Here is a 22764-nt window from a genome sequence, read left to right as displayed (position 1 = left end):
GAGATCCAGAAATCTCATATGTTGAGAGGAAGCGCTGATTCGTTGGGTTCGTCCGTTTCGGTGCGGGGGACCCAGCGGCGGTAGACACCGCGCTCGGCACGTTCCATCCCCAGCGCCACGGCCTCCGGCGCCGAGCCGCCCAGGTACTCCAGGAGCAGCGCGTCCTCGCGCTCGTCGCGGACCAGGAACTCCCGCCCGCCCCACTGGCACACGGTGAACACCGCCCACAGCGCCTCGCACTCGGCCGCGGGCACGATCCTGACGTGGCAGCCCGGCTCGACCTCGGTGAAGCCCTCGGCGGGCTCCTCGCGGCGCAGCCGTACCCAGACCTCCAGGGCGGAGGCGTCGGGGCTGGCCGGATAGTCGGCGCCGCGCCAGCGCGCCCGGTAGCCGCTCACGCGGCCGGTCCGATCGCGAACCAGCGGCGCACGTCGCCGTGGTAGACCGCGCGCCTGACCTCGGTTCCGGCGTCGGTCAGCTCCCAGATCTCCGCGGCGTGGGTGACGGCCACGCCGTACACCTTGTACTCGCGGATCGCCTGGTCGGGGTTGGGCACCAGGCCGAGCCCGACGAAGGGCGGTTCCTCGACGACCCACCCGGCCACCGCCTCGCGCCGCGCCTCGTCGGTCCCCCCGTACGGCGTGCGGTACATCTCCAGCCCGACCGGCCGCCAGCGCAGCAGGTTGAGCGAGCCGTCGGGGGTGAGGAAGTCCGGCTGCGCGAGCGCCTCGGCCAGCACCGCGGGCGTGGCGATGTGCGAGACGTCGAGGGCGTGGTGGACGTAGCCGGAGACCCGGGTCTCGCCGCCGAGCAGCAGGTCCTGGATCTCGGCGGGGTGCAGGAGCTTCTGCACCACGGGCACCCCGGACTCCGGCGCGAGCGCGAGGTCCTGGACCAGCGTGGGCACGGCGAGCCTGGCGACCGTCCCCGACTCCAGGTTGAAGCCGACCGGCAGGCCGGGGTTGATCGCCAGCCCCCAGTGCGGGTCGGGCCAGCCCGCGGCGAGCTCGACCATGGAGGTGATGCGGAAGTGCTCGGTGATGTGTCCGAACCCGCTCGCCATGGCCTCGGGCGAGGTGTACGCCAGCAGCCACGTACGCCCGTCCGCCTCCACGGTCGGCCACACGATCGGCTCGGCGCCCTCGAAGGCCGCCCGCGACATGGGCAGTGCCAGGTCGGCGTCCTTCAGCAGGGCCAGGCACAGGGCGGTGCGCCCCTCCTCGAACGCCGCCCGGAGGCGCTCGTCGAAGGAGTCGCTCATCCGAGCCCGTGCCGCTCGGCGAACTCCTCGACGGTGATGCCGAAGAGCACGATGTCGTCGTAGCGGCCCCGGTAGTAGCGGCCCCTGCGGCGGCGGCCCTCCTCGGTGAAGCCGAGCCGCCGGTGCAGCGCCAGCGAGCCCTCGTTGGCGGCGTAGACGGTCACGTCGCACTTCTGGAAGCGGCGCTCGCCGAACATGTACCTGAGCAGGATGACGATGGCCTCGGCCGCGTAGCCGCGCCGCTGGTGGGCGCGGCCGACGGCGACGCCGTACTCGAAGGTGCCGTTGTGCGGGTCCACGGCGTGGGTGTTGACGGTGCCGACCAGCCGCCCGCTCTCGCGTTCTGCGATCGCCAGGCGCAGCAGGTCGGCGCCCTGGTCCTTCTCGGCCTGTTCCTTGGCCCACTGCCTGGCCCGTTCCGCCGAGCGCGGCGGGGTGAGATGGTCGCCGTTGCTCTGGTCCTCGGAGTTCTCGTCGTACTCCTGGAACGCCGACCAGTCCGCGGGCTCGATGGCGCGCAGCCGTACGCGCTCACCCGTCCATGCAGAAGTCATGCACCCATGATCCCCGCTACTTGAGCGCGCCCGTCGTCAGCCCCGACTGGATCTGGCGCTGGAAGACGGTGTACACGAGGAGCATGGGCAGGATGGCCAGGGTCAGGGCGGCGAACAGGGCGGCCCAGTCCTGGTCGTATCCGGCGGCGGTGGAGATGTCGGCGATGCCCTGCGTGAGCACCCACTTGTCGCGCTCCTGCAGCAGCACCAGGGGCAACTGGTACTGGTTCCACTGGCCCAGCACGTTGAAGATCGTGATGCTGATGAGCCCGGGTCTGGCCATCGGCAGCATGATCTGGAAGAAGACCCTCGTGTGCGAGGCGCCGTCCACCAGCGCCGCCTCCGCCACGGCCGTGGGCAGCGTGCGGAAGAAGGCGGCCAGGAAGAAGATCGTGAAGGGCATCGAGTACGCGATGTAGACCAGCACCAGCCCCGCATGGGTGTTGAGGCCGATGAACGGGCCGACCAGCGGCACGTTGCCCATGTTCTGCACGACGAAGAACAGCGGCGTCAGCGCCAGGTAGACCGGGAAGGCCAGGCCGGACACGAACAGCAGGTAGATGGCCCGGTTGCCCCTGAAGGGGTAGCGCGCCAGCACGTACGCGGCCATCGAGCCGATCAGCATCGTGCCGAACGTGCTGAACGTGACCACCACGACGCTGTTGAGCATGTACTGACCGATGTTGGCCTGTTCCCAGGCGCGGGCGAAGTTGTCCCAGCGCAGGGAGGCCGGCAGCGACCAGGCGTCGCCGAAGATCTCGTCCTCGCTCTTCACCGAGGCGAGGAAGGTCCACAGGATCGGCACCACGACCAGGACGGTCCAGATGAGCAGCGCCAGGTGGGTCAGCACCGACAGCGGCCCGAGCTGCCGCTTGCGCTCCCTGCGGGCGATCTTGCGGGAGTTCGCGACCGTCCATGAGATCAGCGTTGTCATCTAGTACTCGATTCGTTCACGCCGGGACAGGCGCAGCGAAAGGATCGCGAAGCCGACGGTGAAGAAGAACATGATGACGCCGAGCGCGGAGGCGTAGCCGAACCTGAAGTACTGGAAGGCGTTGCGGTAGATCTCCGCCGCCATCACGGTCGTGGAGAAGTCGGGGCCGCCGTGCTGGTCGGTCATGACCCAGACGATGGCGAACACGTCGAGCGCCAGCACGCCCAGGTACACCCAGGCCACCTGGACGGTGTCCCACAGCAGCGGCAGCGTGATGCGGAAGAACAGGCTGATCCGCCCGGCCCCGTCGATCTGCGCGGCCTCGAACATGTCCCTCGGGATCGAGGCGAGCCCGGCGGAGAACAGCACGACGTAGAAGCCGACGGCCTGCCAGACCATGACGCCGAGCACCGACCAGAAGGCGATCCCGGGGTCGGACAGGAAGCCGATCGGCCTGACGCCGAGCGCCATGAGCGGGCCGTTCAGCATGCCGCTGCCGTCGGGCCTGAACACCTGCTGGAACAGCACGGCGACCACGGCCACGGCGAGCACCTGCGGGAAGAAGGACACCACCCGGTAGAAGCCGGAGCCGTGGATGCCGCTGGTCCCCTTGGCGCCGCCCACGTTGAGCAGGAAGGCGAAGAACAGCGCGATGACGATCGTCACGACCGGCAGCAGCACCAGCAGCGCCGCGTTGTGCGTGACCGCCTTCCAGAAGACGCTGTCGTCGAAGAGCCGCCGGTAGTTGTCCAGCCCGATGAAGTTCGGCGTGCCGGACACGCCGCGCCAGTCGGTCAGCGAGATCTGGAACGCCTGGATGTAAGGCGAGATCACGTAGATCAGGTAGAGCGCGATCGGCGCGACGAGAAACGAGAAGATGAACAGGGTACGGCGGTGCCGCTGAAACCACGACGGCACCGCTGCGGCCGGAACTCCCATGTCAGCGCTTGTACTTCTTGATCGAGGAGTCGCCCTTGATCTCGTCGGCCTTCTTCTGCATGCGCTCCAGGAACTTCTCCGGCGTCAGCCGCCCGCTCATGAGCTCGCCGGTGGCGGCGGCGCTCTCGTCCTTGAGCTGCAGGTACCAGGCGTTCCAGCGCCAGTAGAGCGTGTTCTCCCCCGCGGCGGCATATGCCTCGGAGGCGCTCTTGACGCCGGTCGAGAGCTGCAGGCCCTCGCCGGCGCCCTTGACCGTGGGCACGGTGGAGACGAGCTGGCTGAACTCGCCCGCCGCCTTCTTCGACAGCATGGCCCGCAGGTACTCCACGCCGCCCTGGGTGTTGGCGGCCTTCGCGGGGACGATGAAGTTCTCGCCCGGCTGGGTGTGCAGCGTGCCGTACGGGAGCTTGTCGGCGCCGGTGACGTCGGGGACGGGGAACATCGCGTAGTCGAAGCCGGGCGGGGTGGTGGTGCGCTGCTCGTTCTCCAGCCAGGAGGCGGAGGGGAGCATGGCGACCTGGTACTTGTTCTGCGCGGTCTGGGTCTGCACGTGGTCGAGGCCGGCGGTGCCCTCCATCAGGTACTTGGCGCCGATCTCGGCCCACCTGGTCGCCGACTCCTTGAGCGCCTCGGCCTGCCAGGCGCCGTCCTCGAGGTTGTCGAGGTTGAGCAGGATCTCCTTGCCGCCGATCTTCGCGGCCATGGTGAGGATGGGGTCGAGGGCGTATCCGGGGTGCTTGCCGGCGTAGGTGAAGGGCGCCATCTTGCCCGACTTCTTGATCGTCTCGCAGAGCTTGACGAAGTCGTCCCAGGTCTTCGGCGCCTCCCAGCCGTTCTCCTTGAACGCCTTCATCGAGTACCAGATGCCGTAGATGTAGTTCACGTAGCCGACGACGGAGAACTTGCCGTCGTAGGTGCCGATCTCGATGACGGCCGGGTCGAGCGTGTCGCGTACCTTGACCGCGGGGTCGTCCCAGCTCTCCTTGTCCAGCAGCGGCGTCAGGTCCTGCAACTGGCCGTCCTGGGCCAGGGCGCCGAAGTCCATGGCGTTGGCGCCGGAGTTGTCGATCACGTCGGGCGGGTTGCCGCCGGCGAACCTCGGCTGCAGGACCTTCGTGATCTCCTTGGTGAAGTTGTGCTTGATCGTCACATCGGGGTATTTGGCCTTGAACAACGGCTGGTGGATGTCCGTGGCGTACTTGTGCCCGAATCCGCCGTCGAAGATCCAGACCTCCAGCGCCTTCGCCGCGCCGGGCGCGGTGCTGGCGGGCGTCTGGGGGGCCGGGGTCGCGCACGCGGCCAGGGCCCCGGCGACGGGAACGAGGGCGGCGCCGCGCAAGAGCTGGCGCCGGGAAATCTGGGGGGTGTCAGACATGGCTATGACTCCTTATGCTCCGCGTCTGATGCGACCTGCGTAGCGGCTCTCCAGTGCCTTGTTGTGTTCGTCCCCGCCGGTCACGTTGACCGACAGGTAGACAGGGGGCGTCTCGCCCAGCGCGACCAGCTCCTCGACCGCGGTGGTGACGACCATCTGCGCGAGCAGCGCGGAGGTGATCGTCGAGACCGCGCCGTAGGTGCCGCCGCCGGGCAGTTCGAGGATGGCGTCGCCGTACGGCGAGCCGTTGTCGAGCACGACGTCGGCCAGGTCGAGCAGCTTGCGCCCCGACGGGTGCCGGGAGGGCATGGCGCCGCTGTGCTCGACCGAGGTGAGGGCGATCAGCGCGTGCCCGCGTTCCTTGACGATCCTGGCCAGCTCGACGACGGTGCCGTTGACGCCGGAGCTGGAGATCAGGACGAACACGTCCTGCGGCTCGACGGGCGCCAGGTCGTAGATTTGCTGGGCGATCTCCGGGTCGCGCTCCAGTTCCGCGGTGAGGACGGTGGCGGGCTGCCCGCCGTACAGGACGAGGTCGCGGGGGCTGAGGCGGTTGCTGGGCACGAGGCCGCCCGCCCGTCCGGCGATCTCCATCGCGATGGCCTCGGAGTGGCCGGAGCCGAAGGCGTTGACCACGCCGCCGCCGCGCAGCGAGGTCACGATGAGCCTGGCCGCCTGGCGTACCTGGTGCTCCTGGCGGGAGACCACGGCTCTGGCCAGGTCCAGGACTTGTGTCGCGTATGACATTCAGCCTCTTTCGACTCGGTGGCTCTCGACTGCGCTGATCGTCCGCTCGAAGGCCTCGTTGGTGCGTTCGTAGGTCCGCTGGGCGACCGCGACGTACACGGCGTCCAGGACGAAGAGCTGCGAGTGGACGGCGGCCAGCCCGCCGAGCCTGAAGGTGGTCTCCCTGCTGGCGGTGGTCAGCACCTCGTCGGCGAGCTCCGCCAGCGGCGAGCGGGCGAAGGAGGTGACGGCGACGGTCAGCGCGCCGTGTCCCGACGCCTCGACCAGGGCCTCCATGACCTCGCGGGTGCGGCCCCTGTGGCTGATGCCGAACGCCACGTCGCCGGGGGCGAGCAGGGCCGCGTCCGACAGCGCCACGTGCGCGTCGCCCGCGCTCCAGCCGGGTATTCCGATGCGGCGCAGCCTGCCCTCGAACATCGTCGCCACGTTACCGCTGGTGGAGACGCCGACCAGGAGGACACGGCGGGCGGCGACGATCGCGTCGGCCACGCGGGCGACGGTGCCGAGGTCGAGCTGGGCGGCGGTGTCCTGGATGAGCCGGGTGTCGGCGGCGGCCATGACCTCGACGGCGGTGTCGAGGGGGTCGTCGGGGCCGATCTCGTGGCCGACGCCCGCGCCCCAGCCGGCCTGGGCGGCGCGGCCGGTCTCGGTGGCGAGCGCGACGCGCAGCTCGGCGTAGCCGGAGAAGCCGAAGGCGCGGCAGAACCTGGTCACGGTCGCGGGCGAGCTGCCCGCGCGCTCGGCCAGCGCGATGATCGTGGATCTCGCCGCCTCGGCGGGGTCGCCCAGGATCACCTCGCCTACCCGGCGCAGCGCTTCCGGCAATCCCGGCAGCTCCATCTCAACACGCCCAAGGGCCCCTGAAGTCACGAATATTCCTTCCGAATACCCGGTCTTCTGGCGAAAATTATTCTTGCTTCTCGGTCGAGTCAAGACCCAAAATCAGGACGTGACTCATTCGTTGGTCGTCGGCGTGGACGCCGGCGCGACCTCCACCCGCGTCGCCGTCCACACGCTCGACGGCGAGCGCGTCGGCTACGCGGAGACGGGGGCGGGCAACCCCTCCGCGCACGGCCTGGACAAGGCCGTCGCCAACCTCGCCGCCGCCCTGAGCGCGGCGCTGACCTCGGTGGACGCCGGCGCGGTGGTGGCCTCGCTGGCCGGCATCGCCGGCAACCAGGACGTCATGAGAGCCGAGCTCGCGCGCCTCTGGGCCGAGCACGGCATCCCGCAGCCGCCCGAGACGATCGGCGACGTGGCGATCGGCTACGCCGCCGGCTCGCCCGCCGCCGAGGGGTCTTTGCTGCTGTCCGGAACCGGGGCGATCGCCGCCCGGATCTCCGGCCACCGCCAGTCGGTGATCGCCGACGGGCTCGGCTGGCTGCTGGGCGACGCGGGCTCCGGCTTCTGGATCGGCCGCGCCGCCGCCAAGGCCGTGGTGCAGGCCCTCGACCGGGACGAGCCGGGCGGGGTGCTGTCGGAGCTGGTCCTCACGCATTTCCTCGGCGCCGAGCGCGCCCCGACCCCGCGCGGCATCGCCGACCGCGTCGTACGGCTCGCGCAGGCCGACCACATGCGCCTGGCCGCGCTGTCCGCCCTGGTCAGCCAGGCCGCCTCGGCCGGCGATCCGATGGCCGTGAAGATCGCCCGCGAGGCGGCCGGGCAGCTCGTGGCGACCGTGCGCCGCGTGCACACGACCGGGCCGGTGGTGCTGGCCGGCAGCGTGCTCACCAGCCCCGGCCCGGTACGGCAGGCCGTATGCGAACTGCTGGGCGACACGCCCGTGCGCACGGCGCGGGACGCGGCGGGCGCGGCGGCGTGGCTGGCGGCCCGCGACCTGCTGGGGCCGCGGGCCGAGGAACTGCACGCGAGGTTCGTGGCTACTTCCTGACCGCGCGCTTCTCGTGGACGAGCAGGCGGACCACGCCGAGCTGGGCGTCCTCGGCGTCCCAGACCCACCAGTCCTGGCCCACCGGGTCGGACTGACGGTCGGGGTGCATGGAGTGCCCGCCGTCTGGCTGGGGTTCGACGATCTGGTAGACGACCTTGAGCCCGCGCCTGCCGGCCTCGGCGGCGACCTCGCTCACCCGCTTGCCCTTGACCTTGTAGCCGGCCAGCGAGGCGCCCTCCGCCGTGGCCTGGTTGCCGTTGGCGTAGGGCTCGTCCGGCCTGGCCGGGCGGCCCGCCTTGATCCAGGCTCCCGAGGCGTTCGGCGAGAGCGTGAGCACCAGCGTGCACTCCGGGTCGGTGATCTTGCAGTGCTTGGGGTCGCTGTCGAAGCCGATCGTGGTCTTCTCCCCCACGCCGCCGCCGGAACCGATCTGGAAGATCTCCCCCACCATGCGCGGCGTGGCGGGCGCGAGCACGAGCTTCACGTCGAGGCCGACGGCGTGGAAGGCCTCCTCGTACTTGGCCGGGTCGGCGAACGGGTCCTTGATCCTGGCGACCCACATGCCGTTCTCCAGCTTGATGTCCATGGCCGCGTTGGCGTAGGAGGTGGCGGTGCCCGGCGTGTTGAGAATGGTGGGGCCGACCACCGCTGCCGCCGCCAGCGCCGCGGTCAGCGCGCCCGCCGCCACCAGGCGCTTCCACGGACGGCGGCGCCGCTCCTCCACCGGCTCCTCCACGGGCGTCTCGGCGAGGATGGAGGCCAGCAGCGCCCGCGCCCCCGCGCCGGACGCCCGTCCGGCCAGATCCTCGTCGCGCACCTTCGCGAGCTGCCGCAGATCGTTCATGCCGACTCCATAACCAGGTGGTGGGCGGTCACTCCGGCCCTGGACAGGGCGCGGGAGAACCTCTTGCGGGCGCGGTGCAGGCGGATGCGGACCGCGTTGCGGGACACCCCCAGGACCGTGGCGAGCTGGGCGTGGTCGAGCCCCTCCCAGGCGACCAGCGACAGCAGCTCGCGGTCGTCGTCGTCCAGTTCGCGGAAGGTGCGGGCGATGGCGCCCAGCTCCACCGTGCTCTCCGGGGTGCGGGAGTAGAGGTCGGCGAGGTCCACGTTCAGCTCGGCGCTGTGCCGCTGCCTGCGGAGCATGCCGCGGCGGTGGTTGGCGAGGGTGTTGCGGGCTACGCCGTACAGCCACAGGCGCGCCTCGTCGCCGTCGGGCAGGCGGTCGGCGCGGCGCCAGGCGGTCGCGTAGGTCTCGGCCACGATGTCCGCCGCGTCCTCGGGGTGGTCGCAGCGGCGCATGGCGTAGCCGAGGATCTGTTCATAGGTCGCCGCGTAGATCGCCGCGAACCTGTCGGCTTGGGTGCTCACATCCAGTCCATGTCGGGGATGACCCGAGCATTTCAGGATTTATCCGGCGGCGAGGAGGGCGGCGCTGCCGTACGAGCCGCCGAAGCCCGTCACCAGCGCCACTTCACGGTCCTCTCTCAGCTCCCGTACGGCTTGCGCCACGTTGTTGAGCCCGTGCACGTAGCCCTCCGACAGCAGGCCGCCGTGCCGGTTCACCCAGGCGTGGCGGCGCTCCAGCAGGTAGCCGTCCAGCTCGGCGGCCAGGCCGAAGTCGGCCAGTTGCCGCGGGACCAGCCACGAATAGGCGTCGTAAAGCAGCGCCGTGTCCACGTCGGACGGATTCATCCCCGACGCCTGCCACAACATCGGGGCGACGTGCCCGGAGAAGATCGCGCTGACGTCGGGGGCGCGGTCCATGGCCGAGCAGCCGGGGCCGCCGCCGCGCACCACCGTGTGGACGCGCGGACCGCCGAGCACGCCGCTGACCACCAGGGCGCAGGCACCGTCGCTCTCCTGGCAGCAGTCGGCCGTGCGCAGGGGCGTGCACACGTACGGCTTGGCCTGGTAGTCGGCCCAGCTCAGGGGTTCGCGGCGGAGGGCACGCGGGTTGGCCGCGGCGTTGTCACGCGACTGGGCGACGACGGCGTGCAGGTGTTCCTCGGTCAGGCCGGTGTCGTGGAGGTAGCGGGTGGCGGCCAGGGCGAACAGGGGGATGGGACCGGCCATGCCGTACCGGCGGGTGAGCTCTTCCTGGGGGCCGGTGGAGGCGAGGTTGAGACGCCGGCCCGAGCGGCCGTTGAGCGCGCGGTAGATGACGACGTTGCGGGCCAGCCCGCAGTGGATCAGCATCGCGGCGTCGCCCAGGATGGAGGCGGCCTGGGTGCCGCCGCCGGCGAGGTCGTTGTGCCAGCCGAGGCGCTCGATCCCCAGGGCCCTGGCGACCTGGACGACCGGTACGGAGTCGTTCAGGTGGTAGCTGAGCAGGGCGTCGACCTCGACCGGCTCGATCCCGGCGTCCCGGCAGGCGGCCTGGACCGCCTCGACGGCCAGGTCCAGCTCGCTGCGGCCCGAGGCCCTGGTGAGCGCGGTCATGCCCACGCCCGCGACGGCGGCCCGGCCGGAGAAGGGCTGCAAGGTCCCGGCTCCCTTCTCGACGGCCGCCCACCGGGCCGGGGCGCGATCCGTCCCGGCGGGCGACGACAGTCGTCACGCTAGCCCGGCGCCCGTTGTTAGGCAAGCGCTTGCTCGGTTACCGGACGCTCGCGAAAAGTCACCGACACGAAACCCTGACTCGGTGCGATGAAAGGCCGAAGATGAAACCGAAAAATGAGGTGATGGATGGACCTGCGCCAAGTGCGTTACGCCATAGCGATCGCGCGGGCGGGCAGCCTGCGCCGCGCGGCCGGCGTGCTGCACATCGCCCAGCCCACCCTCTCCGAGCAGCTCAAGGCGCTGGAGAAGGAGATCGGCGCGGAGTTGTTCACCCGCTCCTCCAGCGGCGTGCGGCTCACGGAGGCGGGTGAGGTCTTCCTGGCCCAGGCCACCGTCGCCGTCGACGCCTTCGAGCGCGCCGTGGCCGCCGCCCGCGGCAAGGGGCAGGCGCTGCGCATCGGCGTGGCCGACGGGCTCGGCGACGTGCAGGCGCGGCTGCTGTCGCACCTGCCCGGCGGTCCCCGGCTGCGCGTGGCGCCCATGAACACCGCCGAGCAGATCGTCTCCATCACCGACGGCAGCCTCCAGGCCGGGCTCGGATACGCCCCGGGCACCCTGCCCCGCGGCGTCGCCCGCACCCTCATCCAGCGCGCCGCCGTCCACGCCCTGCTCCCCCGCGAACACCCGCTGGCCACCCAGGACGCGCTGCCCCTGGCCGCCCTCGCCGCCGAGCCCCTGGTCATGCCCGAGTCCGACGGCGGCCGCTTCCTGTCCGGCTTCGTCCGCCACCGCCTGCACCCGCGCCTCGGCCCCGCCGCCGCCACCCACGACCTCGCGGTGAACCTGGTCGGGTCCGGCGCCGGCTACACGTTGTGCGTACGCAAGGGGACGCCGGTGCCGGAGGTGCTCACGTTCGTCCCGATCGCCGAGGCGGTGCCGCCGATCGAGGTGGTCTTCCTGTGGAACCGGCAGGCGGAGGTGCACGACCTCGTCACCGCCGCCCGTCAGCTCGCCCGCTCCGGCTAGACGTTATGGTCTACCGATGCGCATCTCAGAGCTGAGCGCCGAGTCCGGTGTCGCCCTCGCGACCATCAAGTACTACCTGCGCGAGGGCCTGCTCCACCCCGGTGCGCAGCGGTCGGCCACCCGCGCCGACTACGACGACACCCACCTGCGCCGGCTGCGCCTGATCCGCGCCCTGCTGGAGGTCGGCAAGCTCCCCGTCGCCTCCATCAAGAAGATCATCGAGGCCGTGGACGACGAGAGCCTGCCCGTCCACACCATGCTCGGCACCGCCCACTACGCCCTCGCGCCCGAGGTCGCCCCCGCCGAGCCCGGCGAGGAACTGGAGGCCGCCCGCGCCGAGGTGGACCGGGTGGTCGCCGGGCACGGCTGGCAGGTGCTGCCCGACGCGCCGCCCAGGGCGGAGCTGGCCGAGATCCTGCTCAGGATGCGCCACCTGGGCATGACGCCGGACCTCGATCCGTACGCCGAGGCCGCCGACCGGCTCGTGCGCGAGGTCGAGATGGCCACCATCCCGTTCGACGGGCCGCGCGACGCCGCCGTGGAGGCGCTGGTGCTCGGCACCGTCCTGTACGGCAAGGCGTTCGACGCCCTGAGGCGCCTGGCCCAGGAGTCGGAGTCGGCCCGCCGCCTGAACCGCTGACTCAGCCGATCGGCTCAGGCGATGACATGGGTCTCGCCGCCGTCGACCAGCAGCGAGGCGCCGGTGACGAAGGAGGCGGGCTCACTCGCCAGGAACGCCACCACGTCGCCGATCTCCTCGGGACGGCCGACCCGCCCCATCGGCGCCTCGGCGGCACGGGCGGCGAGGTTCTCCGCGCCCCCGACCAGCTCGCGCAGCCGGTCGGTGTCCACCGAACCGGGCAGAACGTTGTTGATCAGCACACCCTCCGCGGCCACCTCCCTGGCCAGGGTGCGCACGACGCCCGCGACCGCCGATCTGGTCGCGTTCGACAGGGCCAGGCCGTCGAGGGCCTCGCGCACCGAGCGGCTGGTGATGGTGACGATCCGGCCCCAGCCGCGTGAGCGCATGTCGGGCAGCACGGCATGGATCAGGCGGACGGTGCCGAGCAGGTTGCGCTGGATGGCCACGTCCCACTCGGCCGGGCTCATGTCGACGAACCGGCCCGCGGGCGGGCCGCCGGCGTTGGCCACCAGGATGTCCACGGGTCCCAGCACGTCACGGGTCTCGGCCACCACCCGGGCCGCGGCCGCGGGGTCCTCCACGTCGGCCAGGACGGCGTGCACGACGCCGCCGAACTCCTGCAGCTCGACGACCGCGTCCGCGAGGCGCTCGGGGTTGCGCGCGCTCACGCACACGTTGGCGCCCTCCCTGGCCAGAGATTTGGCCGACGCCAGGCCGATGCCCGCGCTGCCGCCGGTGACCAGTGCTACCTTGCCCGCGATGCCGAGATCCATAGGGGCGACTATAAGCCGATCATCCTCGTACCCGGGTGAGCTTGTCGGGGTTGAGGACGCCGAAGACGGTGGCGATCTTACCGTCGCGGATCTCCAGCATGACGAGCTGGTCGGCGCCGCCGACCGTGGTCAGCAACGCCGGGTGGCCGTTGGACTCGGCCAGCCGCATCTCGCCGAAGAGGTAACGCGAGGTGATGCCGTGCAGGAAGCCGATCGCCTTGTCCCTGCCGTAGATCGGCTTGAGCGCCGCGCGCACCTTGCCGCCGCCGTCGTTCCACAGGACCACGTCGTCGTGCAGGAGCGAGGTGAGCGCGTCCATGTCGCCGCCGGCCGCGGCGTCCATGAAGCGTTTGAGCAGCTCGGTGTGCTGCTCGGCGGTGGGCGTGAAGCGGTCGCGGCCCTCGGCCAGCCGTACCGAGGCACGGTGGTGCATCTGCCGGGCGTTGGCCTGCGTCACGCCGACGATCTCCGCGATCTCCGGGTACGGCAGCGCGAACGCCTCCCGCAGCACGAACACGGCCCGTTCCGGCGGCGTCAGCCGTTCCATGAGGTGGAGGGTCGCGAAGGCGACGGTGTCGCGCAGTTCGACGGTGTCGAGCGGCCCCACCTGCGAGGCGGGCACCGGCTCCGGCAACCACGGCCCCGTGTACGCCTCCCGCTTGACCCGCGCCGACCGCAACTGATCGAGCGCCAGCCGCGACACGACCGTCACCAGGAACGCCCGCGGCTCCCTGACCTCCTCCTGGTCGGTCGCCTGCCAGCGGATCCAGGCTTCCTGGACCACGTCCTCCGCGTCCCACATGCTGCCGAGCAGCCGGTAGGCCAGCCCGAGCAGCATGGTGCGATGTTCCTCGAATACCTCCACCCGCAGCATCATGCCCCCTCACCCAGGCGGCGGCGTCGGCAGCCCACGCGACAGCCCCGCGGAACGTCAGCCGCTCGGCGCGATCTTCGTACGCTTCGCGACAGCCCGGGACGGTGAACGCGGAGCGTCAGGCGTCCAGCTCGGCGGGTGGAACGCCCTCTTGGGTTGTGGCGACTTCCGTGATGTGGTTTGGAGGTGGCGAGAAATCTGATCCTTTCCGGGGGACTCTTCCACGACTTCGACGCCACGTCGGCCGCCCTGGCCGAGGTGCTGGCCGAGGTGGGTGTCGAGTCCGAGATCACCGAGGACGTCGCGGGCGCGCTGAGCGAGCCGACGGAGGTCCCGCTCATCACCGTCAACACGCTGCGCTGGCGGATGGAGCTCGACCGCTTCGCCGACCAGCGCGCGCGCTGGCGCTTCGTACTGCCCGCGCAGGCGCGCACGACGCTGCTCGACCATCTCGACCGCGGCGGCGGCCTGCTGTGCATGCACACGGCCTCGATCTGCTTCGACGACTGGCAGGGCTGGCCGAGGGTGCTGGGCGGCTGCTGGAGCTGGCCGAAGTCCCATCACCCGCCGCTGGGCTGGACGAGCGTGCGGGTGCACGGCGGCCACCCGATCGTGGCGGGGCTGCGTGACTTCGACCTCGTGGACGAGGTCTACAGCGACCTCGACGTGCTGCCGGACGTGCGCCCGCTGGCCTCGGCCAACGGCCAGCCCCTCGTCTGGGCCCGTCCGGTACGGCGCGGCCGCGTCGTCTACGACGCCCTGGGCCACGACACCCGCTCCTACGACAACGAGGTCCACCGCACCCTGCTGCGAAGGGCGGCGCTGTGGCTGCTGAAGCGCCCGGTGGAGGTCAGCGAGTAGCAGCCCCGAGCAGGGCGGCGACGACCGAGCGCGCGTAGTCCTGGGCGCTCACCCCCTGGTCCACGAAGTACGACAGGTGGGCCCGGTGGTAGCAGGCGCCCATGAGCAGGGCGGCGAGCGCGTCGCAGTCGGCGCCGGCGGCGATCCGCCCGTTCTGCTGTTCGGCGCGCAGGATCGAGGCCAGGACCCCGATCGGCACGTGCGGCCCGGCGTCCAGGTCGGACAGCATCCCGCGGAACGTGCCGAGCAGGGGCGGGTCGCCGATCATGCCGGAGGCGATGGGCGCGGTGCTGGTGTAGAAGGCGATGGCGGCGACGGCGAACTCGGTCAGGTTCGCGGCGAGCTCGCCCTGCCCGGCGGCGGCGCGCAGCCGTCTCAAGGGGGGCGCGAGCGCGGGCATGCGCTCCAGGATCACCGCTAGGAACATCTCCTCCTTGCCGCTGAAGTGCTTGTAGAGCAGCGCCTCGGAGCATCCGGCCTGCCGGGCGATGCGCTTGGTGGTGGCGCCGGCGATGCCGTGTTCGAGAATCGCCTGGTAGGCGGCCTCGACGATGCGCTCGCGAGTCTGCTCGGCTTGACGGTGAGTAGGCACTCACCCATCATAGGGGTGAGTGAGCATTTACTCACCACCGCTGCGAAGGGACTGCCCGCCATGAAACTCACCCTCTACGGCGCCACCGGCGGCACCGGCCGCCTCTTCCTCGACCAGGCGCTGCGCGAAGGCAACGGTGGTCACCGCGGTCGCCCGCCGCCCCGAGGCGGTCACCGAGGAGCATCCGGGGCTGAGCGTGGTGCCCGGCGACGTCATGGACGCGCGCACCCTGACGATCGAGCCCGACTGCGACTCCGTGGTCTTCCTGGCAGGACCGTCCTCGGGCGGCGGCCCCTCCCGGCTCTACTCCGAGGGCGTGCCCAACGTGATCGGCGCGATGGACGCGGCCGGGGTCAAGCGCCTCGTGGTCGTCACCAACGGCATGATGAACGGCCCGTCCGACACGCCTGCGCAGCGGCTGACCAAGATCCTCATCCGCTCGCTGTTCCTGAAGACGCCCTACCAGGACAACGTACGCCTGGTCGAATGGATCCGCGACAGCCCCCTCGACTGGACCGTCGTGCGCCCGCCCCGCCTGCTCGACTCCCCCGCCCGCGGCGGCTACCGCACCGCCCTCGACGACTGCGTACGCGGCGGCATGTCCATCGGCAGGGCCGACCTGGCCGACGCCGTGCTCCGCGTGCTGCCCGACCGGGACACCCACCGGCACACCGTGGACGTCGCGTACTAAAAGGCCAGCATCTCGTCAGGAGAAAAGCCATGACATCCTTCCCTTAGGAACCTTGGGGAAGGGACGGGCATGGACAAGCCGGTCATCGTGACAGTCGACGACGACCCGGGCGTGTCGCGGGCAGTCGCCCGTGACCTCAGACGCCGGTACGGCCAGCAGTACAGAATCGTCCGCGCGGAAGCGGCGCAGCAGGGCATGGACGCCGTCAAGGAGATGCGGCTGCGCGGCGACGACGTGGCGGCGATCCTCGCCGACTACCGGATGCCGCAGATGAACGGCGTGCAGTTCCTCGAGGCCGCGATGGACATGTACCCCTTCGCCCGGCGTGTCCTGCTCACCGCCTACGCCGACACCGACGCCGCCATCCAGGCGATCAACGTGGTCGACCTCGACCACTACCTGCTCAAGCCGTGGGACCCGCCGGAGGAGAAGTTCTACCCGGTCATCGACGACCAGCTCGACGCCTGGCAGCGTACCGACCGCAGGGAGCGGGCCGAGCTGCGGGTGATCGGCGACCGGTGGTCGTCGGGATCGTACAAGGTGCGCGACTTCCTGGCCCGCAACCAGGTGCCCTACCAGTGGATGCTGGCCGACGACCCGGAGGCGACCCAGCTCATCGCCGCGGCCGGGCAGGACTGCAGGCTGCCGCTGGTGGTCACCGCCGACGGCGCCACGCTGGAGGCGCCCGACCAGGCCACGCTGGCCTCGTCGGTGGGCCTGTCCACGACGCCGGCCACCGACTTCTACGACCTGATCGTCATCGGCGGCGGCCCCGCCGGGCTGGGCGCGGCCGTCTACGGTGCCTCCGAGGGGCTCAACACCGTGCTCGTGGAGTCGCTGGCCACCGGCGGACAGGCCGGTCAGAGCTCCAGGATCGAGAACTACCTGGGCTTCCCCGACGGCGTCTCCGGCGCCCAGCTCGCCGACCGGGCCCGCCGCCAGGCGCTGAAGTTCGGCGCCGAGATCCTCACCGCCCGCAAGGTCGCCAGCCTGGAGCCGCGCGGACAGGCCAGGGTGATCGGCTTCCACGACGGCGGCGAGATCGCCGCCCACTCCGTCATCCTGGCGACCGGCGTCAGCTACCGCAGGCTGACCGCCCCCGGCCTTGAGGACTTCGTCGGCCAGGGCGTCTACTACGGCGCCGCCCTCACCGAGGCGCCCTCGTGCAGGGACAGCGAGGTCTGCATCGTCGGCGCGGCCAACTCGGCCGGTCAGGCCGCCGTCTACCTGTCGGGATTCGCCAGCAAGGTCAACTTGTTGGTGAGGGGTGACGGACTGGAGGCCTCCATGTCGCACTACCTCATCGAGCAGATCGCGGCCATCCCCAACATCGAGGTCCACGTGCAGACGAACGTGACGGCCGGCCACGGTGACGGGCACCTGGAGCGGGTGACCGTCTCCACCAAGGGCGAGGAACGCGACATCGACACCCAGTGGATGTTCGTGTTCATCGGGGCCGAGCCGTTCACCGACTGGATGGGCGAGACGGTGGAGCGCGACGCGCGCGGGTTCGTGCTGACCGGGCCCGATCTGGTGCAGGGCGGCAAGCGGCCGCGCAACTGGTCGGCGCGGCGGGAGCCGTACTTCCTGGAGACCAACGTGCCCGGGGTGTTCGCGGCCGGCGACGTGCGGGCCGATTCGATCAAGCGGGTGGCCTCGGCCGTCGGCGAGGGGGCGATGGCCGTCTCGCTCGTGCACCGTTACCTGGAGAAGCAATGACCTCGATCGACATTGACGAGCTGCGGAAGACGTTCCTGTTCGAGAAGCTCAGCGACGGCCAGCTCACCAAGCTCGCCATGAGCGGGCAGATGCGCACCTTCGAGACCGGCCAGGACATCGTCACCCAGGGCGAGCCCGCCGAGTGCTTCGCCGTCCTCATCGAGGGCGAGGTGCAGATGATCCAGGAGACCGTGAGCGCGGGCACGGTGACCATGCACCGCGCCTCCACCCCCGGTGTGTACGGCGGCGCCACCTCCGCCTACCTGGCCGACCGGGCGCCGCAGACCTACCAGCACACGCTGCGCGCGACCATGCCGACGCGGATGTTCATACTGCCGGGCAAGAAGTTCGCGCACATCGTGACCGAGTGGTTCCCGATGGCGATGCACCTGCTGGACGGCGTGCTGTCCGGCGGCAGGCTGCAGCGCGAGGTCATCGACCGGCGCCAGCGGCTCACCGCGCTGGGCACGATCACCGCGGGCCTGACCCACGAGCTGAACAACCCGGCCGCCGCGGCGGTGCGCGCGGTGGGCGAGCTGCGCCAGCTCATCAAGGACTCCCGGATGCAGCTCGCGCAACTGGCCGAGGACGGCATACCGCCGAGCAAGCTCCGGCACATGATCGAGATGCAGGACGAGTGCGCCGGCGCCGTCGGCCAACTCCCGCCCCGCAGCCCGCTGGAGATCTCCGACGCCGAGGACGAGCTGGGCGAGGCGCTGGAGGCCATCGGCGTGGACGACGCCTGGGACCTGGCGCCCGCGCTGGTCAACGCGGGCTTCGACCAGATGAACCTGGACAAGATCACCAAGAAGGTCGGCAACGAGCACGTGCCCGGCGCGCTGCGGTGGCTGGCCGAGGCGGTCGAGATCTCCCAGATGCTCAACGAGGTCACCGAGGCCACCGAGCGCATCTCCAAGCTGCTGGCCTCGGCCAAGCAGTACTCGCAGATGGACCGCGCGCCGTTCCAGATGGTGGACGTGCACGACCTGCTGGACAGCACCGTCACGATCTTCCGCGGCAAGATCGGCCCGGGGATCACCGTGGTCACCGACTACGACCGCACGCTGCCGCCGATCCCCGCCTACGCCGGCGAGCTCAACCAGGTGTGGACCAACCTGATCCACAACGCCCTGGACGCCATGGGCGAGGAGGGCACGCTCACGATACGGACCGCGCACGACGAGGACGAGGCGATCATCGAGATCGGCGACACCGGGCCCGGCGTGCCCGAGGCCATAAGGGATCGCATCTTCGAGCCGTTCTTCACCACCAAGACCGTCGGCCAGGGCACCGGGCTCGGGCTGGACATCTCCTACCGGATCGTGGCAGGGCGGCACGGGGGCGAGATCAAGTGCCGGTCGGTGCCGGGTGACACCTGGTTCGAGGTACGGCTCCCGCTCAAGGAAACCATCCAAACCCAGGCATAACCCCAGCAGATAGCCCAAACCCAGGCATAACCAGCTTCAGCAGGTCGTCGTCCAGGTCACCCAGCCCTTGCCTCGGACGGCGACCTTCCAGCCCGCCGGAGGCGCGCCCGCCTCCGGCGCGGCCACGACCGTACACAGCCCCTCGGGCAGCGGTTCGGTGGCCGGCCGGACACGCTCGATCGGGGTCCAGTGGACCCGGTGGATCAGATGGACCCAGATGTTCCACTTCACCCGCGTGTCGAGGCCCACACGGCCCTGCGTGATCCTGGGCAGGCCGTCGTTCCCCGCCACCGGGGCCGACTTGGGCGCGAGGTCCGCCGCGAAGGCGGCGTTGGGGACGGCCAGCGCACCGGCCACCAGCACGGCGCCCAGCGCCCCGGCTCTCCCGCGGCCCGCCGCCCCGGCCCCCTTGAGGCTCCCCGCCCCGGCCTTCTTGACGGCCGCGGCCGTGATCGCGGTCAGCAGGAGGAGGGCCGCGGCCGAGGCGCCCACCAGGTCGAGCCGGTCGCGTACGCCGCTGAGGAAGGCGGTCTCGGGGAAGTCGAAGGCGATGTAGTGGTAGCGGGTCAGCCGGTCGCCCGCGTACCAGGCGGCGATCCCGCCCGACACCGCCAGCAGCCCCGCCGAGGCCGCCGCGCCCGCCAGCGCGGTCCGCCGCCGGGCCCGCACCAGCGCCGCCAGCCCCACGAGCGTCCAGGCCACCGCCGCGCAGGCCAGGTAACGTCCGTAGGCGTAGTTGCCGACCCGGTGCTCGTCGGGCAGGGCCGCCGACGACGCGTACGCGATCCCCAGCGTGAGCGCCAGCAACACCCCCGCCGTCACCCGGTACGGCGAGCCGCCCCGACGCACCAGCACCACCACGGCCGCCACGATGCCGACCCCGGCCAGGCCCCAGGTGGCGGTGACCAGGTACCAGAGCTGCCCGGCGGCCCCGGCCAGCGAGCGCGCCTGGCCCTCCAGCCCGGTCATCCGCTCCAGCGCCAGCCCCGACAGGTCCTTGACGCCCCCGGGGTACAGGGCGGCCTTGAGCCGGGCGTTGAGCAGCGCCCCGGCGCCCCCGGCGACCGCGGCGGCCCCCAGCGTCCACCACCCGGCCGGCAGCGGCACCCTCCGGAAGACGAGCACCCCGATCACGCACACCACGAAGACGCCGAACAGGATCGCCCCCCGCATGTGCATGGCCAGGGCGAGCCCCGACAGCGCGCCGGCCACCACACCGGGCAGCACGGTCCCGCGCGTCACCAGGTCGTGCAGGGCTAGCAGCCACCCGAGCACCAGCGTCGGCAGCACCGCGTCCACCAGCGCCAGCCCCGAGAACACCAGCACCGACGGTCCCAGCGCCCCCGCGAAGGCCAGCGCCGGCGCCGCCCGCCGCCCGAGCGTCAGCCGCCGCAGCACCAGGTACGCGAGCGGGAACGCCGAGGCCGACACCACCGCCCCCAGACAGGACACCAGCCGGTAGACGGTCGCCGGGTCGGTGCTCAGCCAGTACAGGGGCGCCAGCAGCAGCGGGTAGCCGCCCTGGTAGAAGGTGCTGCCGGAGTAGTCGCCGCCGGGCCCGCCGGCCAGCCAGCGGGCGGCCAGCAGGTAGCCGACCTCGTCGGGGTTGGCCACGGGCCCCGCGTGGTAGCGGAACAACCACAGCCGCAGCAACACGTGGGCGAGCCAGCCGCCGGCCAGCAGCCAGGGCAGGAGGGCGGGACGAGGAGCGGGTACGGGGGCCGGTCCGGCGACCGGGCGATCGATGACAGGCGTCTGCATAGTGCGGCGATTTCATCGATCACCGCCTAACCCGCCCGTCACGCCATCTGGTTATGCGGGCGTTACACCTGTCCCGCGATCATGTCCATGAGCCGGGCGGTGACCTTCTCGCCGTCGGCGCGGAAGCCGTTGTGCTCGTACTCGTTGGTCACCCAGGTCCTGACGTTGCCCACGTGGGCCGCCGTCCGCAGTGACAGCTCGGCGTCCACGTACATGTCGTCGTGGTAGACCACCGCGGCCACGGGCACCTTGTTGCCCGCCAGGCGGTCCGGATCGTAGAGCGGGCCCAGGGTGGTGTCGGCGGCGAGCGCGTGCGCGGCCTCCTTGTAGGGACGCAGGGCGCGGATCTCGTCGAACATCCACGGGTAGGTCATCTCGCCGGTGAACGTGCCGGGCTCGTCGAGCTCCTTGGGACGCAGCCGCTGGGCCGACCAGTCGGTGGCGGCGCCCTGGGCGTAGCAGGGCTCGTGCAGGAGCGCGTACAGGGGGGCGCCGATGAAGCCGGTCGCGTTCATGACGCCGTACAGGAACGTGTCGGACAGGCGATCGCCCGCCCACGCCTCGTCCAGCAGCCAGTGCACGTTCTCGAACCCGTCGCTCATGCCGAACTGCATGCCGAGCGTCTGGAAGCGGCGGTGGGTGAGCACGTCGCCGTCGGGCAGCAGGACCTCCCCGGCCAGCAAATGCTCGGCGATGCGCTCGACCACCGCGGCGTCCTCGGGGTAGCGCCGGTAGTAGGCGGCGGTCTTTGCGGCGACCCTCGGGTAGGTGCGGGCGTAGACGTCGTCGGCGGTGGCGTCGAGGCCGGGCAGGCCGCCGGTGATGTGGCACGCCTTCAGCCCCTCGGGGGCCAGCGACAGGTAGGTCATGGTGACGAAGCCGCCGTAGCTCTGGCCCCAGGTCTCCCACCGCTCGACGCCGAGCCGCTTCCTGATGTGCTCGCAGTCGCGCACGATCGAGTCGGCGCGGAAGTGGCGGTAGTAGTCGGCGCCGGCGGGCTGGGCGGGGGTGCTCCTGCCGGTTCCGCGCTGGTCGAGCAGCAGGACGCGGTGGGTCTTCAGGATGTGGCGGAAGTACGCCTTGCCCGGCAGCCGGGGCGACTTCCCGCCGGGACCGCCCTGGAGGAACACCGCCCACGGCAGGTCGTCGCCGGCCTTGGGCGGGTCGACGATCTCGCGGGCGAAGACCTGGATGGCAGGCCCGCCGGGGTCGTCGTGGTCGAGCGGAACGGTGAACTCATGGTCGACGGCGGTCAGGCCGGGCATCGTCACTCTCACCCCGCAACCCTAACCAGCCCACATATCTGGGACGTTCCCTGGCATGTGCCGCGAAGATCTCCGTGGCCAGCCGCCGTACCTCGCCCGATCGCTCGGCCACCGGGCCGTCCGGATGCCACACCAGCAGGTGGCGCATGGTCAGCGGCGTCCCGGCCAGCGGCCTGATCACGAGCCCGGGGCTCTCGGCGAAGGTGGCGCGGCACGGCGCCACCGCGCCGCCCGCGGTGACCATCTCCCTGATCACCCAGCCGTCCGACGCCTTGTGCGGCGTGCGCGGCGCGAACCCCGCCCGCACGCAGGCCAGCAGGAAGCACTCGGGCCAGCCGCCGCCGTCCGGCGGCGCCAGCACGAACGACTCCCCCGCCAGCTCGGACAGGTCCACCTCCTCCTGTACGGCCAGCCGGTGCCGCTCCGGCAGCGCGATGAAGACCGGCTCCTCGGCGATCAGGGCGGAGCGCAGCGGCGCGGGCGGGCGCAGTTCGTGCTCGCGGTAGTCGGCCACGACCGCGGCGTCCAGCCTGCCCGTGGCGACCAGGTCGCACAGCAGCCTGGGCGAGTCGTCGGTGAACGAGGTGACCTGACCGGCGCCGAGCCGGTCCACGAGGCCGGGCAGGATCGGGCCGGCGACGCCGCCGAGCCGTACCTCTCCCTGGGGGCGGGCGGCGGCGCCGCGGATCAGCTCCTCCATGCCCATGAGCAGCAGCCGCGAGCGCTCCAGCACGTACTCGCCGAGCGCGGTGGGCTCCACGCCCTGCCTGCCGCGCACGAACAGCCTGCCGCCCAGCGCCCGCTCGATGCGCTGGAGCTGCGCGGTGAGGGCGGGCTGCGAGGTGCCCAGCGCGGCGGCGGCCTTGGTCAGGCTGCCGGCGTCGGCGATGGCGCAGAGGGTCCGCAGGTGGCGCAGTTCCAGGCTCATG

General features: G+C 71.3%; 24 protein-coding genes. 7 read left to right on the top strand and 17 right to left on the bottom strand.

Annotated features, from left to right (window positions below; all coding sequences use genetic code 11):
• Positions 1-14 precede the first annotated feature (14 nt).
• Genes ACIBEJ_RS21040 through ACIBEJ_RS21005 form a run of 8 tightly spaced genes read right to left on the bottom strand, consistent with a single transcriptional unit; the run spans position 15 to position 6680 of the window.
• The gene (locus ACIBEJ_RS21040; protein WP_397184449.1) at positions 15-398 is read right to left on the bottom strand and encodes a hypothetical protein; all 384 of its coding nucleotides are present in this window, start codon (positions 396-398) and stop codon (positions 15-17) included.
• Positions 395-1261: an SseB family protein gene (locus ACIBEJ_RS21035; protein ID WP_397184448.1), complete on the bottom strand. Its 867-nt coding sequence runs from the start codon at positions 1259-1261 to the stop codon at positions 395-397. The genes ACIBEJ_RS21040 and ACIBEJ_RS21035 overlap by 4 nt, the downstream gene beginning before the upstream one ends.
• On the bottom strand, positions 1258-1815 hold the full coding sequence (locus tag ACIBEJ_RS21030; protein WP_397184447.1) for a GNAT family N-acetyltransferase: 558 nt from the start codon (positions 1813-1815) through the stop codon (positions 1258-1260). The genes ACIBEJ_RS21035 and ACIBEJ_RS21030 overlap by 4 nt, the downstream gene beginning before the upstream one ends.
• A 16-nt stretch (positions 1816-1831) precedes the next feature.
• On the bottom strand, positions 1832-2749 hold the full coding sequence (locus ACIBEJ_RS21025) for a carbohydrate ABC transporter permease (protein ID WP_397184446.1): 918 nt from the start codon (positions 2747-2749) through the stop codon (positions 1832-1834).
• Entirely contained in the window at positions 2750-3688 is a 939-nt protein-coding gene (locus ACIBEJ_RS21020; protein ID WP_397184445.1) for a carbohydrate ABC transporter permease, read from the bottom strand.
• A 1-nt stretch (position 3689) separates the two neighbouring features.
• Complete coding sequence (gene ngcE / locus ACIBEJ_RS21015) at positions 3690-5063, bottom strand: N-acetylglucosamine/diacetylchitobiose ABC transporter substrate-binding protein (RefSeq protein ID WP_397184444.1); 1374 nt, start codon at positions 5061-5063, stop codon at positions 3690-3692.
• A 12-nt stretch (positions 5064-5075) separates the two neighbouring features.
• Positions 5076-5810, bottom strand: coding sequence for a sugar isomerase domain-containing protein (locus tag ACIBEJ_RS21010; protein ID WP_397184443.1), 735 nt, complete (start codon positions 5808-5810; stop codon positions 5076-5078).
• Positions 5811-6680, bottom strand: coding sequence for a MurR/RpiR family transcriptional regulator (locus tag ACIBEJ_RS21005; RefSeq protein ID WP_397184442.1), 870 nt, complete (start codon positions 6678-6680; stop codon positions 5811-5813).
• A 79-nt stretch (positions 6681-6759) separates the two neighbouring features.
• Between ACIBEJ_RS21005 and ACIBEJ_RS21000 the strand changes: the two genes are divergently transcribed.
• Complete coding sequence (locus tag ACIBEJ_RS21000) at positions 6760-7701, top strand: N-acetylglucosamine kinase (RefSeq protein WP_397184441.1); 942 nt, start codon at positions 6760-6762, stop codon at positions 7699-7701.
• Here ACIBEJ_RS21000 and ACIBEJ_RS20995 read toward each other — a convergent pair.
• From ACIBEJ_RS20995 to ACIBEJ_RS20985, 3 genes are read right to left on the bottom strand one after another with little or no spacing between them, the layout of a single operon-like run.
• Positions 7691-8545: a hypothetical protein gene (locus tag ACIBEJ_RS20995; RefSeq protein WP_397184440.1), complete on the bottom strand. Its 855-nt coding sequence runs from the start codon at positions 8543-8545 to the stop codon at positions 7691-7693. The two genes, ACIBEJ_RS21000 and ACIBEJ_RS20995, sit on opposite strands and share 11 nt — an antisense overlap.
• Positions 8542-9072 carry an RNA polymerase sigma factor gene (locus ACIBEJ_RS20990; RefSeq protein ID WP_397184439.1) on the bottom strand — a complete coding sequence of 177 codons (531 nt, stop codon included), beginning with the start codon at positions 9070-9072 and terminating at the stop codon, positions 8542-8544. The genes ACIBEJ_RS20995 and ACIBEJ_RS20990 overlap by 4 nt, the downstream gene beginning before the upstream one ends.
• Before the next feature lie 39 nt (positions 9073-9111).
• Positions 9112-10143, bottom strand: coding sequence for an acetyl-CoA acetyltransferase (locus ACIBEJ_RS20985; RefSeq protein ID WP_397185270.1), 1032 nt, complete (start codon positions 10141-10143; stop codon positions 9112-9114).
• Between the two features lie 246 nt (positions 10144-10389).
• On the opposite strand from ACIBEJ_RS20985, the gene ACIBEJ_RS20980 reads away from it, so the two are divergent.
• Together ACIBEJ_RS20980 and ACIBEJ_RS20975 are read left to right on the top strand one after the other, a co-directional pair.
• Positions 10390-11229: a LysR family transcriptional regulator gene (locus tag ACIBEJ_RS20980; RefSeq protein WP_397184438.1), complete on the top strand. Its 840-nt coding sequence runs from the start codon at positions 10390-10392 to the stop codon at positions 11227-11229.
• 16 nt (positions 11230-11245) lie between these two features.
• Complete coding sequence (locus ACIBEJ_RS20975) at positions 11246-11869, top strand: MerR family transcriptional regulator (RefSeq protein ID WP_397184437.1); 624 nt, start codon at positions 11246-11248, stop codon at positions 11867-11869.
• Between the two features lie 14 nt (positions 11870-11883).
• On the opposite strand, the gene ACIBEJ_RS20970 is transcribed toward ACIBEJ_RS20975, so the two are convergent.
• Together ACIBEJ_RS20970 and ACIBEJ_RS20965 are read right to left on the bottom strand one after the other, a co-directional pair.
• Positions 11884-12645 (bottom strand): SDR family NAD(P)-dependent oxidoreductase, encoded by a 762-nt coding sequence (locus ACIBEJ_RS20970; protein ID WP_397184436.1) that lies wholly within the window; start codon positions 12643-12645, stop codon positions 11884-11886.
• A gap of 19 nt (positions 12646-12664) precedes the next feature.
• The gene (locus ACIBEJ_RS20965; protein ID WP_397184435.1) at positions 12665-13522 is read right to left on the bottom strand and encodes an RNA polymerase sigma-70 factor; all 858 of its coding nucleotides are present in this window, start codon (positions 13520-13522) and stop codon (positions 12665-12667) included.
• 183 nt (positions 13523-13705) lie between these two features.
• Between ACIBEJ_RS20965 and ACIBEJ_RS20960 the strand changes: the two genes are divergently transcribed.
• Complete coding sequence (locus ACIBEJ_RS20960) at positions 13706-14380, top strand: ThuA domain-containing protein (protein WP_397184434.1); 675 nt, start codon at positions 13706-13708, stop codon at positions 14378-14380.
• Here the strand turns inward: ACIBEJ_RS20960 and ACIBEJ_RS20955 are convergent.
• The gene (locus ACIBEJ_RS20955; RefSeq protein WP_397184433.1) at positions 14370-14972 is read right to left on the bottom strand and encodes a TetR/AcrR family transcriptional regulator; all 603 of its coding nucleotides are present in this window, start codon (positions 14970-14972) and stop codon (positions 14370-14372) included. The two genes, ACIBEJ_RS20960 and ACIBEJ_RS20955, sit on opposite strands and share 11 nt — an antisense overlap.
• 136 nt (positions 14973-15108) lie before the next feature.
• Here ACIBEJ_RS20955 and ACIBEJ_RS20950 point away from each other — a divergent pair, with 136 nt between their 5' ends.
• The 3 genes from ACIBEJ_RS20950 (at position 15109) to ACIBEJ_RS20940 (ending at position 18809) form a co-directional block, all read left to right on the top strand.
• Positions 15109-15663, top strand: a complete 555-nt coding sequence (locus tag ACIBEJ_RS20950) for an NAD(P)-dependent oxidoreductase (protein ID WP_397184432.1) — start codon at positions 15109-15111, stop codon at positions 15661-15663.
• Between the two features lie 69 nt (positions 15664-15732).
• The gene (locus ACIBEJ_RS20945) at positions 15733-17382 is read left to right on the top strand and encodes an FAD-dependent oxidoreductase (RefSeq protein WP_397184431.1); all 1650 of its coding nucleotides are present in this window, start codon (positions 15733-15735) and stop codon (positions 17380-17382) included.
• Positions 17379-18809 carry an ATP-binding protein gene (locus tag ACIBEJ_RS20940; protein WP_397184430.1) on the top strand — a complete coding sequence of 477 codons (1431 nt, stop codon included), beginning with the start codon at positions 17379-17381 and terminating at the stop codon, positions 18807-18809. The genes ACIBEJ_RS20945 and ACIBEJ_RS20940 overlap by 4 nt, the downstream gene beginning before the upstream one ends.
• A 36-nt stretch (positions 18810-18845) precedes the next feature.
• Here the strand turns inward: ACIBEJ_RS20940 and ACIBEJ_RS20935 are convergent, their stop codons facing one another.
• From ACIBEJ_RS20935 to ACIBEJ_RS20925, 3 genes are all read right to left on the bottom strand, one after another.
• Positions 18846-20570, bottom strand: coding sequence for a hypothetical protein (locus ACIBEJ_RS20935; protein ID WP_397184429.1), 1725 nt, complete (start codon positions 20568-20570; stop codon positions 18846-18848).
• A 62-nt stretch (positions 20571-20632) separates the two neighbouring features.
• Entirely contained in the window at positions 20633-21847 is a 1215-nt protein-coding gene (locus ACIBEJ_RS20930) for an alpha/beta fold hydrolase (protein ID WP_397184428.1), read from the bottom strand.
• Positions 21807-22763, bottom strand: a complete 957-nt coding sequence (locus ACIBEJ_RS20925; RefSeq protein WP_397184427.1) for a LysR family transcriptional regulator — start codon at positions 22761-22763, stop codon at positions 21807-21809. Before ACIBEJ_RS20925 ends, ACIBEJ_RS20930 begins: the two co-directional genes overlap by 41 nt.
• Between the last annotated feature and the right edge of the window lies 1 nt (position 22764).

This window comes from Nonomuraea sp. NPDC050790, from assembly GCF_044456745.1.
Taxonomy (GTDB): Bacteria; Actinomycetota; Actinomycetes; order Streptosporangiales; family Streptosporangiaceae; genus Nonomuraea.
The sequence above is the reverse complement of the archived record's forward strand: the minus strand, read 5'-3'. Positions and strand labels throughout refer to the sequence as shown.

Coding starts and splice junctions, on each gene's coding strand:
- ACIBEJ_RS20940 (WP_397184430.1), top strand. CDS start 17,379: ATGACCTCGATCGACATTGACGAGCTGCGGAAGACGTTCCTGTTCGAG.
- ngcE (WP_397184444.1), bottom strand. CDS start 5,063: ATGTCTGACACCCCCCAGATTTCCCGGCGCCAGCTCTTGCGCGGCGCC.
- ACIBEJ_RS20935 (WP_397184429.1), bottom strand. CDS start 20,570: ATGCAGACGCCTGTCATCGATCGCCCGGTCGCCGGACCGGCCCCCGTA.
- ACIBEJ_RS20970 (WP_397184436.1), bottom strand. CDS start 12,645: ATGGATCTCGGCATCGCGGGCAAGGTAGCACTGGTCACCGGCGGCAGC.
- ACIBEJ_RS21020 (WP_397184445.1), bottom strand. CDS start 3,688: ATGGGAGTTCCGGCCGCAGCGGTGCCGTCGTGGTTTCAGCGGCACCGC.
- ACIBEJ_RS20985 (WP_397185270.1), bottom strand. CDS start 10,143: ATGACCGCGCTCACCAGGGCCTCGGGCCGCAGCGAGCTGGACCTGGCC.
- ACIBEJ_RS20965 (WP_397184435.1), bottom strand. CDS start 13,522: ATGATGCTGCGGGTGGAGGTATTCGAGGAACATCGCACCATGCTGCTC.
- ACIBEJ_RS21035 (WP_397184448.1), bottom strand. CDS start 1,261: ATGAGCGACTCCTTCGACGAGCGCCTCCGGGCGGCGTTCGAGGAGGGG.
- ACIBEJ_RS21025 (WP_397184446.1), bottom strand. CDS start 2,749: ATGACAACGCTGATCTCATGGACGGTCGCGAACTCCCGCAAGATCGCC.
- ACIBEJ_RS20980 (WP_397184438.1), top strand. CDS start 10,390: ATGGACCTGCGCCAAGTGCGTTACGCCATAGCGATCGCGCGGGCGGGC.
- ACIBEJ_RS20995 (WP_397184440.1), bottom strand. CDS start 8,545: ATGAACGATCTGCGGCAGCTCGCGAAGGTGCGCGACGAGGATCTGGCC.
- ACIBEJ_RS20975 (WP_397184437.1), top strand. CDS start 11,246: ATGCGCATCTCAGAGCTGAGCGCCGAGTCCGGTGTCGCCCTCGCGACC.
- ACIBEJ_RS20925 (WP_397184427.1), bottom strand. CDS start 22,763: ATGAGCCTGGAACTGCGCCACCTGCGGACCCTCTGCGCCATCGCCGAC.
- ACIBEJ_RS21010 (WP_397184443.1), bottom strand. CDS start 5,810: ATGTCATACGCGACACAAGTCCTGGACCTGGCCAGAGCCGTGGTCTCC.
- ACIBEJ_RS21030 (WP_397184447.1), bottom strand. CDS start 1,815: ATGACTTCTGCATGGACGGGTGAGCGCGTACGGCTGCGCGCCATCGAG.
- ACIBEJ_RS20945 (WP_397184431.1), top strand. CDS start 15,733: ATGGACAAGCCGGTCATCGTGACAGTCGACGACGACCCGGGCGTGTCG.